The sequence below is a fragment of the Rhizobium sp. LjRoot258 genome (assembly GCF_964254185.1).
In the GTDB taxonomy this organism is placed as follows: Bacteria; Pseudomonadota; Alphaproteobacteria; order Rhizobiales; family Rhizobiaceae; genus Rhizobium.
Genome location: NZ_CAXUST020000001.1, coordinates 2,411,960 through 2,425,907, shown reverse-complemented (window position 1 = coordinate 2,425,907; position 13,948 = coordinate 2,411,960). Strand labels below are relative to the sequence as shown.

Here is a 13,948-nt window from a genome sequence, read left to right as displayed (position 1 = left end):
CCCCCACCCCTCATAGCCGATCCTACTCCGCGGCAACGGCGACGGGCATATGGCCCGTCAGATATCGTTCGGCTTCGAGGGCTGCCATGCATCCCAGACCGGCGGCGGTAACCGCCTGGCGGAAGGTGTCGTCGGTCACGTCACCGGCGGCATAAACCCCCTCTAGGCTGGTTGCCGTCGAGTCCGGCGCGGTCCAGAGGTAGCCATTGTCCTTCAGCTTCAGCTTGCCCTTGAAAAGCTCGGTGGCCGGCGCGTGGCCGATCGCAACGAAGACGCCGTCGACGGCAACCTCGGTGATCGCACCGGTGCGTGTGTCACGCAGGCGGGCCCCCGTAACGGACGGCGGCATCGGCGGCTTGGCCGGCGTGCCGGTAATTTCGGCCACTTCGGTGTTCCAGAGCACTTTGATGTTTTCCTTCGAGAACAGACGTTCCTGCAGGATCTTTTCCGAACGGAAGATGTCGCGGCGGTGCACGACCGTCACCGACTTCGCGATGTTGGAGAGGTAGAGCGCTTCCTCGACGGCGCTGTTGCCACCGCCGACGACGATGACATCCTTGTTCCGGTAGAAGAAGCCGTCGCAGGTCGCACAGGCCGAGACGCCGAAGCCCTGGAAATGCTGCTCGCTTTCGATACCCAGCCATTTCGCTTTGGCACCGGTTGCGATGATCAACGTATCAGCAGTCCAGACCTGGCCGCTATCGGTGCGTGCCACGAACGGACGCTGGTTCATCTCGACTTCGGTGACGATGTCGTTGACGATCTCTGCGCCGACATGTTTTGCCTGCTGCAGCATCTGGTCCATCAGCCATGGTCCTTGGATAGGATCGGCAAAACCTGGATAATTCTCCACGTCAGTCGTAATCATCAGCTGTCCGCCTTGCTCCATGCCGGCGATCAGCACGGGCTTCAGCATTGCACGGGCTGCATAGACGGCAGCCGTGTAGCCGGCAGGGCCGGAGCCGATAATGAGCACCTTGGTATGGCGGGCGGACATGGGTATTTCCTTTTCGACTGTCGGGAGGGCGGCGGCTAAGAGGCGAATGAGGCCGTTTCGCGATCCATCCGCCATTTATGAACGTCCAGTGCTTTTATTCAAGGGCAGCCTTGCGTTACCAACAAGGCTTTCTCGGCGCGGCGTGCAACAATCCATCGCCGAGGTGAAACTTTCTTGCGAATTCCGTCGCTTTATATAGAAGCTGGCGATCATGAATTAAAGGAAGGGCAGGATTGTGCTGCGCGCCGAACTCGATGCCATCGATATAAAGATACTGCGTGAGCTACAGGCCGACGGCCGCATGACCAATGTCGAGCTGGCCGACCGCGTCGGCATTTCGGCGCCGCCATGCCTTCGCCGCGTGCGTAAGCTCGAAGAGACCGGCGTCATCGAAGGCTATCATGCGATGCTGAACAGTCCGAAGCTGGGCTTCGATCTGGTCGCCTTTTGCATGGTTGGTCTGAAGCATCAGTCGGAGGCCAACCTCAAGGCCTTTGCCGCCGCAACGGCGCAGTGGCCGCTGGTGCGACAGGCCTGGATGGTGTCCGGCGACAGCGACTTCCTGCTGCATTGCGTTGCTGAGAACCTGACGCGGTTCCAGGACTTCGTGATCGAGGTGCTGACGGCCAACGAGCACGTGGATACCGTGCGCACGATGCTGACGATCCGACAGGTCAAGCGCGCCGGCCTGGTCGAAGTCTGAGCGGCAAAGAGCTGGAAGCGAAGCTCTATGAATGGAACGGCTTATGCCTTATGAGAGGCGTTTTGCTGGGCCGTCCGCTGCGGATGAAGATGCGAAGACTATCTATGAACAAGTTGCCCATTTCCGCGTTCATCATTTGCCAGAACGAAGAGACGTATCTCGGCAATTGCATCGAAAGTCTCGATAAGTGTGCGGAAATCGTCGTTGTCGACTCCGGTTCGACGGACGGCACGGTCGCTCTGCTTCAATCCTATATCGACAAGGGCTGGCCGATCCGGCTGTTTCACGAGACCTGGCGCGGTTATGCGGGGCAGAAGCAATTCGCCCTCGATCAGTGTACCCAGCCCTGGCGCTTGAATATTGATTCCGATGAGCGGCTCGATGCGCCCCTGCGGAAACTTTTGCCGGAGCTGGTTGCCGCTCCCGACGATATTGTCGGGTGGCGCGTGGCGCGTCGCCCCTATCTGATCGGCTACGGCTACACGCCCGAGCATGTGCACGAGCGAAAGAACCTGCGGCTCATCCGCAAAGGCAGAGGTGCGTATGATCTCACGCAAACCGTTCACGAAGGCATCGTGCCGACCGGGCGTGTCGGGGATGCGAACTCCGGGAGCCTCCTTCATTATCGGCCACTGATCATCGATGAGCAAATCCTGAAAGAGAATAAGTATTCGACTCTGAAGGCCGATCAGCACTTTGCCTTGGGCGAGGGGACGACGTTCGCCAGGCTGATTTTCAGCCCGCCGCTCTATTTCCTGCGCCTGTATTTCCACAACGGGCTATGGCGCTGCGGGCCGTCGGGCTTTATCGAGGCAATGACCGGCGCTGTGTACGCCTTTCTCACCCAAGCGAAGCTGTACCAACGTCAGGCCGCAGAGCGGCACCCGAGCTTTGACGACGCAGGAAGGCATTGAGGTCGGATCGCAATGAAAGTGATGCATATTCATTTCGGCAAGGAGGGCGGAGCAGAGCGCTTCTTTGTCAACTTGGTCAATGCCCTCCACGAGCGCGGTATCGAGCAGCGTGCGCTCATTCGCCCCGATCGCAGCTGGCGCAAGGACATAGAAAACTGCGGTGCGGTCTATGAGGGTACGTTCCGGCGTATTTCGCTCTCCCGTTTTGTCTTGTGGGCGCGGATGCGCGGCATATTGAACGATTTTCAGCCCGACGTGATCATGTCCTGGCAATTGCGCGCGAGCCGCTTCATGCCGCGATACAAGAACGCCAGACGCATTTCGCGGCTCGGAGACTATCCCGAACACCTCGACTACTACCGCAATTCTGAAACGCTGATCTGTATCACGCCTGATATCGCCAAGCGTGTGCGGGAACTCGGCTGGACGCGTGGTGTCGAGGTGATCGCCAATTTTACGCGTTCGGTCCCGAGCAAGCCAATCGCCAGGGAGGCGCTACAGACGCCCGCAGACGCGTTCGTGGTGATCGGCATGGGACGCTTCGTAAAGCGGAAGGGCTTTGACGTCCTGATCAAGGCGATTGCGAGAACCCAGGACGCATACCTGTGGCTGCTGGGCGATGGGCCGGAACGCGAGAACCTTGAAAAACTTACCGATGAGCTCGGCCTGCGCGACCGCGTACGGTTTGCCGGATGGCAGACCAATGCCTATGCCTATCTCGCCTCCGCCGATGTCTTCACCGTGACGTCGCTTCACGAGCCACTTGGCAATGTGTGCCTCGAGGGCTGGGGGGCGGGGAAACCCACCATCTCCTCTCGTGCCGAGGGACCGAGCTGGGTGATGACTGATGGCAAGGATGCGTTGATGGTCGATTGCGGCGACGTCGAGGGGCTCGCCAAGGCAATTGCCCGCCTTCGCGATGAGCCGGGCTTGCGGGCTGCCTTGATCGAAGGCGGCCAAGACACGCTCACCAATCGGTTTTCCGAGGAGGCCATCACGCAAGCCTATATCCGCTTGTTTGAAACCGGGAAGAGTGAAGCGTGAGGGTGATGCACTTCCACTTCGGCAAGGATGGGGGAGCCGAGCGGTTCTTCGTTCACCTTGTCAATGCCCTGGCTCGGCGCAATGTCGAGCAGAGCGCCGTCATCCGACCCGGTCGGATCTGGCGCAAGGATATGCCGGCCTCGGTCAGGATCTTTGAAAGCAACTTCCGCAATCTGTCCCTGGATCGCGTTTTGCTGCCGCTGAGGGTTGCTCTCAATGCGCGATGGGTTCGGCCGGATGCAATCATGGCCTGGGCACCTCGCGCGAGCGAGTTGATGCCGAACTACAAAGGATGCATCAAGATCTCCCGGCTTGGGGACTACCCGACCAATCTCAGATACTTCAAGAACTCCGACATTCTTGTCTGCAACACGCCCGGCATCGCCGAGCACGTGCGCAAGCTAGGATGGACGCGCGCAGTCGAGGTGATTTCGAACTTCACGAGTGCCGAACAGGTTGCCCCGATCGACCGTGCTGCATTCGCCACGCCAGCGGATGCGCCTGTTGTGATGTCGATGGGCCGTTTCGTGCCACGCAAGGAGTTTGGGCTGCTGACGGCGGCGGTTGCGAAGCTTCCGGGCGTCTATTTGTGGCTCGCCGGAGAAGGCGAGGAGCTGGAAAACGTCAAGACGATAGCGGCGGATCTCGGCGTCACGGAGCGTGTGCGTTTTCTCGGCTGGCAGAGGGATACGCGACCTTTCGTGGCGGCTGCCGATATCTTTGTCATGCCGTCAAACCACGAACCGCTTGGCAATGTCATTCTGGAAGCTTGGGCGCAGGGCAAGCCCGTCGTTTCCAGCCGTTCCGAAGGACCTTCGTGGTTCATGCGGGATGGCGACAATGGGCTTCTCGCCGAAATCGGAGATACCGATGGTTTTTCGCACGCCATCGAACGGCTGATCAACGACCCGAACCTGGCCGCAAAGGTTGCTTTAGGCGGACGCGAGACGCTGATGAAGCAGTTCTCCGAAGAAGCGGTTGCCAACGCCTACCTTGAGCTCTTCAACCGCAAACCTTGAGGCGTCGCTCAAAGCGATCGATAGACGGCACCGATTTTCCGGGCTTCCCCTTCGATGCTGAAGACATTCATCGCGTGGATTCGCGCGCAGGCCGATGCCCGTTGCCGGCGGCCGTCGTCGTCCATGAAAAGGCCCGCAGCTTGAGCCATTGCGTCCGGATCGTCGCGCGCGACAATGACGCCGGTTTCGTTGGCGCCGGTTAACAGCAGTTCCGCAAACGCACCGACGTCAGTGGCGACCACGGGGACGGCGGTTGCCATGGCTTCGAGCGGCGTCAGACCAAAACCTTCCCAGCGTTGCGGAGCAATGAAAAGGTCGAGCGTCCGATACCAGTCATTGATATTGGTGTGTTCGCCGACGAAGAGAATGCGATCGACCAAGCCGGCGGCAGCGACGCGCGCCTTCAGTTCCTTCTCGAACTCGAGGTGCTGCGTGGTCGCACGTCCGGCAATAATAGCGATCCAGTCCGGTCGGGTCGGCAGCAGGCGGATCATGCTGTCGACGAAAAGGTCCGTTCCCTTCTGATGGCGAACGCGGCCGAAGCAGCCGGCGATTTTCTTCGTCGCGTCGAGACCAAGGCCTCGCTTGGCTCCGGCCTTATCGTCGCTCGGGGAAAAACGGGTCGTGTCTATGCCATGCAGAACGACGGTGTTCGGCACCTCGAGATAATCGGCCGTTTTTCCGCTGGTTGCGATCACGGCGTCCATTTTCGAGATCAGCCATTTCGTCCAGCCGGAATGGCGGCGCTGAGAGGCCGAGGTGAAGACGATCTTCAAGGGCATGCGCAGGACATCGCGCATCAGGATGGCCGGAAGCATCTCGATGTTGCGGCGGGCGTGCCATATGCGGAAGGGCCGGCTGCGGGGGGCGCGCCAAAGCTTCGGCAGGTCGCCAAAGCGAATGTGCGGCAAAGATGCCGGAAGACCCGGTCCTAGAGCCGCAATCTTCTCGCCGAGTGCGCGCTGGACCGGGATCAACTGAATGATGGTGGAGGTGACGCCTGAGAGCCGTTTCTTGAAGTTCGGCGCAATAATCTCGACGTCACTGACATTGATGATAGCCGGTTGGCCGCGACCTTCCACGGGTTAATCAGCCCCAAGAAATGGAAAGAACTTCGTAAGCCTTGGAGCCGCCGGGTGCATTGACCTCGATGGAGTCGCCGACTTCCTTGCCGATCAGCGCACGCGCGATCGGAGAGGAGATGGAGATACGGCCGGCCTTAACATCGGCTTCCTGGTCGCCGACGATCTGATAGGTCTTCTCTTCGTCGGTGTCCTCGTCGACGAGCTTCACCTTGGCGCCAAACTTGATCTTGTCGCCAGACATCTTGGACAGGTCAATGACTTCGGCGCGTGCGGTCAGGTCTTCAAGTTCGCTGATGCGGCCTTCGTTGTGGCTCTGCGCTTCCTTTGCGGCATGGTATTCAGCGTTTTCGGAAAGGTCGCCGTGCGCGCGCGCCTCTGCGATCGCTTCGATGATTCGCGGGCGCTCTTCCTGCTGACGCCAGCGCAGCTCTTCCTGCAGCTTGACGAAACCACCCTGTGTCATCGGTACCTTATCAACCATTTCTCTGTCCTTCACTCCCCGCGTCTACTTAGCCGCAGACACAAAAGAAAACAGGTCCCGAAGGCGAACTTCGGAACCGTGCAACAATCCTAGTTACTCGGCTTATAGCAGATCGGCACCGGCGATTTCCATAAAATTCGTATTCACTGCGACGACGCGATGCGTCTGTGCATGCCGTCGTCATAACGAAGGCAACAGCCGGATCAAGGGTTTGACTGCTTGATCGCAGGAAATGAACCAAGCGGCTAGGGAACGAAATGAGGGTCTGCGGGTGGGTTCGGTGGACAACAGGAACGCGCATCCTTGCGCTCCTTGAGCGAGATATGGATCAGCGCATCGTCCGGAATGAAGCCCCGGTCGCTCAGGGGAAAATAAATGGCATCCGGCTGTCAAGCCAAAGGCATGGATGAAGCCTGCCAGGACGCGCGCCGCATAGTCACCGCGACTGAAGCCGAAGAGACAGATGTGGTCGCGATCCGGATGTCGCCCGTCGGCATCGGGTGGACCACGAACCGCTCCGGATGCATCGCAGCAATGGCGGCATCCGGGCGGTTTCAGCGCAACTTTCGGTCGTTTTTGGCTCAGAAATAGCTCTGCAGCGGGCGGACTTCGAGGTTGCCTGCACGCAGCGCCTTGATTGCCTGGGCGGCTGCCTCGGCGCCGGCCATTGTCGTGTAGTAGGGCACCTTCTGCATCAACGTTGCGCGGCGAAGTGATTTCGAGTCGGAGATCGCCTTGTTGCCGTCGGTCGTGTTGATCACGAGCTGAACCTGGCGGTTGCGGATGGCATCTTCGATGTGCGGACGTCCTTCCAGGACCTTGTTGATTTTCGTCGACTCGATGCCGTTTTCAGCCAGGAAGCGTTGCGTGCCGCCGGTTGCCAGGACCTTGAAGCCTTCGCCGACGAGAACGCGGATGGCCGGCAGAACGCGCGGCTTGTCCTCGTCGCGGACCGAAACGAAGACGGTGCCTTCACGCGGCAGTTCGACACCGGCGCCGAGCTGCGACTTGGCGAAGGCCAGCGAAAAATCGGTATCGAGGCCAATGACTTCGCCGGTCGAGCGCATTTCCGGACCGAGCAGGGTGTCGACGCCGGGGAAGCGGGCGAAGGGGAATACGGCCTCCTTGACGGCAATGTGCTTGAGGTTGCGCGGATCGGGCTTTTCGCCGTAGGCGGCAAACGCCGCATCGAGCTTTTCGCCAGCCATGGCGCGCGCCGCGATCTTGGCGATCGGCGCACCGATGGTCTTGGCGACGAAGGGTACCGTGCGCGAGGCGCGCGGGTTCACTTCGAGAACGTAGACGGTGCCGTCCTTGATGGCGAACTGCACGTTCATCAGGCCGACGACATTCAGCGCCTTGGCCATGGCCTTCGCCTGGCGCTCGAGCTCGTCGACCATCTCGTTCGACAGGGTGCGCGGCGGCAGCGAGCAGGCCGAGTCGCCGGAGTGAATGCCGGCTTCCTCAATATGCTCCATGATGCCGGCGACATAAGCGTCTGTCCCGTCGCAGAGGCAGTCGACGTCGACTTCGATGGCGTTGCTGAGGTAGCTGTCGAACAGCAGCGGGTTCTTGCCGAGAAGTGTGTTGATCTGGCCGGTCTTGTCGTTCGGATAGCGCTGCTTGATGTCCTCAGGCACCAGTTCGGGAACCGTGTCGAGCAGGTAGGTCTGCAGCATCGATTCCGAGTGGATGATCTGCATGGCGCGGCCGCCGAGAACATAGGACGGGCGCACGACCAGCGGGAAGCCGATTTCGGTGGCGACTAGGCGGGCCTGCTCGACGGAGTAGGCGATGCCGTTGTTCGGCTGGTTGAGATCGAGCTTCATCAAGAGCTTCTGGAAGCGGTCGCGGTCTTCGGCGAGGTCGATCATGTCGGGTGCCGTACCGAGGATCGGAATGCCGTTCTTTTCGAGTGCTTCTGCAAGCTTCAACGGGGTCTGGCCACCGAACTGGACGATGACGCCAACCACTTCGCCCTTTTCCTGCTCTCCACGCAGGATCTCGATGACATCCTCGGCCGTCAGCGGCTCGAAATAGAGGCGATCGGAGGTATCGTAGTCCGTCGAGACCGTTTCCGGGTTGCAGTTGATCATGATCGCTTCATAGCCGGCATCCCTCAAGGCGAAGGCGGCGTGGCAGCAGCAATAGTCGAATTCGATGCCCTGGCCGATACGGTTTGGACCGCCGCCAAGGATGACGACCTTCTTGCGGTTGGAAACGTCAGCTTCCGAGCGGGCAACGCCGACGAACGGGGTTTCGTAGGTCGAGTACATGTAGGCGGTCGGCGAGGCGAATTCGGCGGCGCAGGTATCGATGCGCTTGAAGACCGGTCGGACGTTCAGCCTGTTGCGCAGTTCAGCCACTTCCTTCGGGCGCTTGCCGGATAGCGTTGCCAGGCGGGCGTCGGAAAAACCCATCGCCTTGAGCGCGCGCAGGTTGGTTGCGTCAGCAGGCAGGCCGTGCTCGCGAATGCGGGCTTCCATGTCGACGATCGCCTTGAACTGGGCGATGAACCACGGGTCGATCTTGCAGCCCTCGTGAACCTCTTCAGGGCTCATCCCTTGACGCAGCGCCTGGGCGACCATGCGCAGGCGATCCGGCGTTGGTGTGCCAATGGCGGCGCGGATGGCGTTCTGGCTGGATTCACCTTCCTCGACATCCGGAATTTCGATCTCGTCGAGGCCAGTCAGGCCCGTTTCGAGACCGCGGAGCGCCTTCTGCAGCGATTCCGCGAAGGTGCGGCCGATCGCCATGACTTCGCCAACCGACTTCATCGCGGTGGTGAGCACCGGCGAGGCGCCCGGGAACTTTTCGAAGGCAAAGCGCGGGATCTTGGTGACGACGTAGTCGATCGACGGCTCGAAGGAGGCCGGCGTAGCGCCACCGGTGATGTCGTTTTCCAGTTCGTCCAGCGTATAGCCGATCGCGAGCTTGGCGGCGACCTTGGCGATCGGGAAGCCGGTCGCCTTGGAGGCGAGGGCCGAGGAGCGCGAGACACGCGGGTTCATCTCGATCACGACGAGGCGGCCGTCCTTCGGGTTGACGGCGAACTGAACGTTCGAGCCGCCGGTCTCGACGCCGATCTCGCGCAGGACGGCGATCGAGGCGTTGCGCATCATCTGATATTCTTTGTCGGTCAGCGTCAGCGCCGGGGCGACGGTGATCGAGTCGCCGGTGTGGACGCCCATTGGGTCGATGTTCTCGATGGAGCAGATGATGATGCAGTTGTCCGCCTTGTCGCGGACGACCTCCATTTCATATTCCTTCCAGCCGAGAACCGATTCCTCGATCAGAACTTCGGTGGTGGGCGACGCATCCAGGCCGCCGCCGATGATCTCGAAGAATTCCGAGCGGTTGTAGGCAATGCCGCCGCCAGTGCCGCCCATGGTGAAGGACGGGCGAATGATGGCAGGCAGACCGACGGTGTCGATCGCCTGCGCAGCGATCGCCATGGCGTGGCTGATATAGCGCTGCTTGCGGTCAGTCTCGCCGAGGTTCCACTGGTTTTCCAGCTCGTCGAGCGCCTTGTCGAGGTCGGAGCCGGAGAGGCTCTCCTTCAGCTTGGTGCGCTCGGCCTCATGCGTCTTGCGATCGGTATCCTTGATGTCGGTGGCGTTTGCCAGCATTGAGCGCGGCGTTTCCAGGCCGATGCGGTCCATTGCCTCGCGGAAGAGGGCGCGGTCTTCGGCCATATCGATTGCAGCGGGCTTCGCGCCGATCATCTCGACATTGTAGCGGTCAAGAACACCCATGCGCTTCAGCGAGAGGGCGGTGTTGAGTGCCGTCTGACCGCCCATGGTCGGCAGCAGCGCGTCCGGACGTTCCTTGGCGATGATCTTTGCGACGACTTCGGGAGTGATCGGCTCGACGTAGGTGGCGTCGGCAAGACCCGGGTCGGTCATGATCGTTGCCGGGTTGGAATTGACGAGGATGACGCGGTAACCTTCCTCCTTCAGCGCCTTGCACGCCTGGGTGCCGGAGTAGTCGAATTCGCAAGCCTGGCCAATGACGATCGGTCCCGCGCCGATGATGAGGATCGATTTGATATCTTGGCGCTTCGGCATCGTCTTTTTCCGTTTCCTAGCTGCGCAGAAAGCCGGCCAGGGTGGGAGGCACCGGCCGGTCGCGCATGTGATGGTCTTTTCAGGCTAGAAGCGGCTTATAGGCAAATGTATTTGTAAACGGAACCCCATAAATTGCGGAATCGACAGGAATTGGCCGAACAACAGAAGCCTAGTCGATACCCGCTACGACACCCGGTACGACAAGCGCTCGGATCTCACCCCGGCGGGCGGGACTGGAGATTGCTTCTACGGCGTCACTGAAGCCGATCCGGCGGGAGATAAGCGGCGCGACCTTGATGGTCCCCGATGCGATGAGATCGGCCGCGCGCCGGTGCGTGAACGGGTTGAGGAACGAATTCACCAGCTTGATCTCGCGGAAGAGGAGGTCGAAGGGTTCGACCGCAATCTTCATGCCCTGGGGCATGACCCCGAGGATCACGACGGTGCCGCCGCGCCGTGCAAGGCGGGGCGCCTGCTCGATTGTTTCGGCAACACCGGCGCATTCGATGACGACGTCGGCGCCGCCGGGCAGCAAACCGTCTGCCGCAGTCAAGCGTGCCACGATATCGCCTGTCGATGGATCCGCACTCGCGGTGGCTCCCAGCCTCTCGGCGAGCGTCCGCTTCTCCTCGCTGCGGGTGACGAGGACAATCTTGGTTGCTCCCGCCAGCCGGGCCAACTGCACGATGAGCAAGCCGATCACGCCGCCGCCGAGGACGACGAGCGAGGCGCCGGTCCGGATTTCGGCAAGATCGACGCCGTGGATGCAGCAGGCAAGCGGTTCGCATTAGGCGCCGTGGAGGGGATCCAGTGCAAAGGGCAGTTCGAAGGCCTGCTGCTGCGGAATGCAGACATATTCGGCAAAACCACCGTTGCGATGGATGCCGATCGCCTGGAGATTATCGCAGAGATTGACGCGGCCGCGCTGGCATTGCGGGCAGCGGCCGCAGGCGATGTTCGGATCGCCGGTGACGCGCATGCCTTTGCGAAAGCCGCTCACACCGACGCCCACCTTTTCGATGATGCCTGCAAACTCGTGGCCAAGCGTGACGGGTGGCTTGGAAGGAAACTCTCCAAGGAACAGGTGGCGGTCGGTGCCGCAAATGCCGCAGGCCTCCACGCGAACAAGCAATTCGCCAACACCCGGCTCGGGACGCTCCACCTCGCGCAGGGAAAGCTTTCCCGTCGCTTCGAGCCGCACCGCCTTCATCGTTTCTTCTCTCCTCCTCAGACTTCTTGGCCCAAGGAGGCCTGAATGGCGATGTCTCGTCAAGCGGGTACCCATGCTGTGCTCGGGAAGTGCTTGTTTGCCTCGCAATCGGGAAAATATGGTCAGGCCGATTTTTTAGCAGTGCCGGTTCGTGAAAATTAATAAATAGGGTGCTTCTATTTATCATTGCAAACCAGGAGGGCGGTTTGCTTGCAGGGGCGCGCTTGAATTGACAATGTCTGAGCGTGATAAAAGGCTTGCGAGCCTGAGAACGTGGACTTTGGAGTTGCTATCGCATCTCAAGGTCCGGATGACGGCCGACGTTTGGCTTTATCTCGCCGTAGCAGTCTATGTCGTGATTGGGCTCGTGTTGCTGGTCGCCGCTGGCCACGCCGAGATGATGTCATTCGGGCTATACTTCGACCAATGGACCTACCTGTTCCTGTTTTTCATGCCCCTTACGGCCGGCATTTTTGACTACGCATGGATTTTGCTTCGCTTTGATGGGAAACGATCGCTGGCTGTGCGAAGAGCATTTTCGCCTCAGCGTTTGGCCCATCTCTTCTCCGGCATGGCGTTGCTGATGGCGCTGATGATTTTTCAGGGCACGTTCACATCGATCAAGAATCTGCTGCCGATCATTCGGGGCGGCTTTCTCTACGATCGGCCGCTCGCAAACCTCGACGCCCTCATGTCGTTCGGGCCCGATCCCTGGAGCGGGCCGCTCTCGATCGCCGGCCACGAGGCCATCGTCAAGATCGTGGATTGGAACTACAGCATATTGTGGTTCCTGGTCTGCTTCGCAACGCTCTTCTACGTGGCAACCTCGCCGCGAGCGGCGTCGATACGCGTCCGCTATATCAGCATGTTCATGCTCGTCTGGGTGGTCTGCGGAAATATTCTTGCCGGCATCTTCATATCGGCCGGGCCTGCCTTTTATGGCGCCGTGACCGGCGACGGGCAGCGCTTTGCCGAGCTGCTGAGTGTTCTCAACTCGCCTGATAGTCCAACGGCCGCGAGCCTGTTTCAGCGTTACCTGTGGTCGCTTCACGAGCACGCCACATCCGGGCTCGGCTCCGGCATCTCGGCGTTTCCCAGCGTCCATGTGGCACTGATCGCCCTAAACGCATTTTTTGCGGCAGAGGTCTCACGCAGGCTGGGTATCATCGCCTTTTGTTACACAGCGCTCGTGATAGCGAGCTCCGTCTATCTCGGCTGGCACTATGCGATTGATGGCTACGCGTCGGTGCTTGTCGTTGGGTTCGGCCATTTTGCTCTTAAGGCGCTGATGGATCGCGAATCAGGATCGGCCGCGGACGCTCCAAAGGATGCCGTCGCAACCGCCTGATTGCTCGTCCGGACGCAAATCCCGAAGGCTGCTTGCGCGTTGTCCTGCGCCAAAACACCCCTTCTCGGGGTAGCTGGAATTTCCCGATCACCGAGATATATATGAGCCCATAGCGACCGAAGGTTTAGCCTGGGGGAACCGTCATGGAATGGAAAGGCCGGCGTCAGTCCGACAACATCGAGGATCGCCGTAGCGACCCTTCCATGGGCGGATTGGGCAGAGGAGGAGGCTTCAGCTTCCCGTCCGGCGGCGGCATGGGCCGGCGCGGCGGTGGCTTGAGCATCGGCACCATCATCTTCCTCGTTGTCATCTACCTTGTCTTAAAGGCCATGGGCATCGACCTGCTGCAGATCATGGATGGCGGCATGACAACGGGCGGACCGGGCTACGAGCAGAGCGAATCGGGAAGCCAGACGCCCGCCAATGACGAAATGACCGCTTTCGTGCGAACCGTCCTTGCCGAGACGGAGGACACCTGGAACGGGATCTTCCAGTCCCAGGGCCGTCAGTACGAGGAGCCTCGCCTCGTTCTCTTCTCCGGACAGACGCAATCTGCCTGCGGCTTTGCCTCGGCGGCGACCGGGCCGTTCTACTGCCCGAGCGACCACAAGGTCTATCTCGACACGGCCTTCTTCAACCAGCTCAGCCGCCAATTTGGCGCCTCCGGCGATTTTGCCGAAGCCTATGTGGTCGCGCATGAGGTCGGCCATCACGTTCAGAACCTGCTCGGCATCCTGCCGAAGTTCAATCAGGCGCGTCAGCGCATGAGCGAGGCGGACGCCAACAAGATGTCGGTTCGCGTCGAACTGCAGGCCGATTGCTTTGCCGGTATCTGGGGCAAGTTCACCGAGCAGAAGGGCATTCTCGAAGCCGGCGATCTGGAGGAGGCGTTGAACGCAGCCCAGCAGATCGGCGATGACACGCTGCAGAAGCGCAGCCAGGGGTACGTAGTGCCGGAAAGCTTCAACCACGGCACCTCGGAGCAGCGGGCGCGGTGGTTCAAGCGCGGCTTCGACAGCGGGCAGTTGTCCGCCTGCGATACGTTCTCAGGGCCGATCTGAAACAGCCTCTCCTCATCGG

General features: G+C 60.5%; 11 protein-coding genes and 1 pseudogene. 6 read left to right on the top strand and 6 right to left on the bottom strand.

Annotated elements, in window-relative coordinates:
* Positions 1-22: 22 nt before the first annotated feature.
* Positions 23-997 (bottom strand): thioredoxin-disulfide reductase, encoded by a 975-nt coding sequence (gene trxB / locus ACSQ9D_RS12005; protein WP_436282413.1) that lies wholly within the window; start codon positions 995-997, stop codon positions 23-25.
* A gap of 235 nt (positions 998-1,232) precedes the next feature.
* On the opposite strand from trxB, the gene ACSQ9D_RS12000 reads away from it, so the two are divergent.
* The 4 genes from ACSQ9D_RS12000 (at position 1,233) to ACSQ9D_RS11985 (ending at position 4,677) form a co-directional block, all read left to right on the top strand.
* The gene (locus ACSQ9D_RS12000; protein ID WP_037118089.1) at positions 1,233-1,700 is read left to right on the top strand and encodes an Lrp/AsnC family transcriptional regulator; all 468 of its coding nucleotides are present in this window, start codon (positions 1,233-1,235) and stop codon (positions 1,698-1,700) included.
* Positions 1,701-1,804: 104 nt separating this feature from the next.
* Positions 1,805-2,614 carry a glycosyltransferase family 2 protein gene (locus ACSQ9D_RS11995; protein WP_436283825.1) on the top strand — a complete coding sequence of 270 codons (810 nt, stop codon included), beginning with the start codon at positions 1,805-1,807 and terminating at the stop codon, positions 2,612-2,614.
* Positions 2,615-2,626: 12 nt separating this feature from the next.
* Positions 2,627-3,658 (top strand): glycosyltransferase, encoded by a 1,032-nt coding sequence (locus ACSQ9D_RS11990; protein ID WP_436282412.1) that lies wholly within the window; start codon positions 2,627-2,629, stop codon positions 3,656-3,658.
* Complete coding sequence (locus ACSQ9D_RS11985) at positions 3,655-4,677, top strand: glycosyltransferase (protein WP_436282411.1); 1,023 nt, start codon at positions 3,655-3,657, stop codon at positions 4,675-4,677. Before ACSQ9D_RS11990 ends, ACSQ9D_RS11985 begins: the two co-directional genes overlap by 4 nt.
* 8 nt (positions 4,678-4,685) lie before the next feature.
* Here ACSQ9D_RS11985 and ACSQ9D_RS11980 read toward each other — a convergent pair whose 3' ends face one another.
* From ACSQ9D_RS11980 to ACSQ9D_RS11960, 5 genes and pseudogenes are all read right to left on the bottom strand, one after another.
* Complete coding sequence (locus tag ACSQ9D_RS11980) at positions 4,686-5,735, bottom strand: glycosyltransferase family 4 protein (RefSeq protein ID WP_436283824.1); 1,050 nt, start codon at positions 5,733-5,735, stop codon at positions 4,686-4,688.
* Positions 5,736-5,766: 31 nt separating this feature from the next.
* Complete coding sequence (gene greA / locus ACSQ9D_RS11975; RefSeq protein ID WP_436282410.1) at positions 5,767-6,243, bottom strand: transcription elongation factor GreA; 477 nt, start codon at positions 6,241-6,243, stop codon at positions 5,767-5,769.
* Between the two features lie 180 nt (positions 6,244-6,423).
* Positions 6,424-6,708 (bottom strand): phospholipase effector Tle1 domain-containing protein, encoded by a 285-nt coding sequence (locus ACSQ9D_RS11970; protein WP_436283823.1) that lies wholly within the window; start codon positions 6,706-6,708, stop codon positions 6,424-6,426.
* A 116-nt stretch (positions 6,709-6,824) separates the two neighbouring features.
* The gene (gene carB / locus ACSQ9D_RS11965) at positions 6,825-10,310 is read right to left on the bottom strand and encodes a carbamoyl-phosphate synthase large subunit (protein ID WP_436282409.1); all 3,486 of its coding nucleotides are present in this window, start codon (positions 10,308-10,310) and stop codon (positions 6,825-6,827) included.
* A 169-nt stretch (positions 10,311-10,479) separates the two neighbouring features.
* Positions 10,480-11,520 (bottom strand): annotated as a pseudogene (locus ACSQ9D_RS11960) (zinc-dependent alcohol dehydrogenase family protein).
* A gap of 310 nt (positions 11,521-11,830) precedes the next feature.
* Here ACSQ9D_RS11960 and ACSQ9D_RS11955 point away from each other — a divergent pair.
* Entirely contained in the window at positions 11,831-12,868 is a 1,038-nt protein-coding gene (locus ACSQ9D_RS11955; protein WP_436282408.1) for a phosphatase PAP2 family protein, read from the top strand.
* A gap of 143 nt (positions 12,869-13,011) precedes the next feature.
* Positions 13,012-13,929, top strand: coding sequence for a KPN_02809 family neutral zinc metallopeptidase (gene ypfJ / locus ACSQ9D_RS11950; RefSeq protein WP_436282407.1), 918 nt, complete (start codon positions 13,012-13,014; stop codon positions 13,927-13,929).
* Positions 13,930-13,948 lie beyond the last annotated feature (19 nt).

Coding starts and splice junctions, on each gene's coding strand:
- trxB (WP_436282413.1), bottom strand. CDS start 997: ATGTCCGCCCGCCATACCAAGGTGCTCATTATCGGCTCCGGCCCTGCC.
- ACSQ9D_RS11995 (WP_436283825.1), top strand. CDS start 1,805: ATGAACAAGTTGCCCATTTCCGCGTTCATCATTTGCCAGAACGAAGAG.
- ACSQ9D_RS11990 (WP_436282412.1), top strand. CDS start 2,627: ATGAAAGTGATGCATATTCATTTCGGCAAGGAGGGCGGAGCAGAGCGC.
- greA (WP_436282410.1), bottom strand. CDS start 6,243: ATGGTTGATAAGGTACCGATGACACAGGGTGGTTTCGTCAAGCTGCAG.
- carB (WP_436282409.1), bottom strand. CDS start 10,310: ATGCCGAAGCGCCAAGATATCAAATCGATCCTCATCATCGGCGCGGGA.
- ACSQ9D_RS11955 (WP_436282408.1), top strand. CDS start 11,831: ATGACGGCCGACGTTTGGCTTTATCTCGCCGTAGCAGTCTATGTCGTG.
- ypfJ (WP_436282407.1), top strand. CDS start 13,012: ATGGAATGGAAAGGCCGGCGTCAGTCCGACAACATCGAGGATCGCCGT.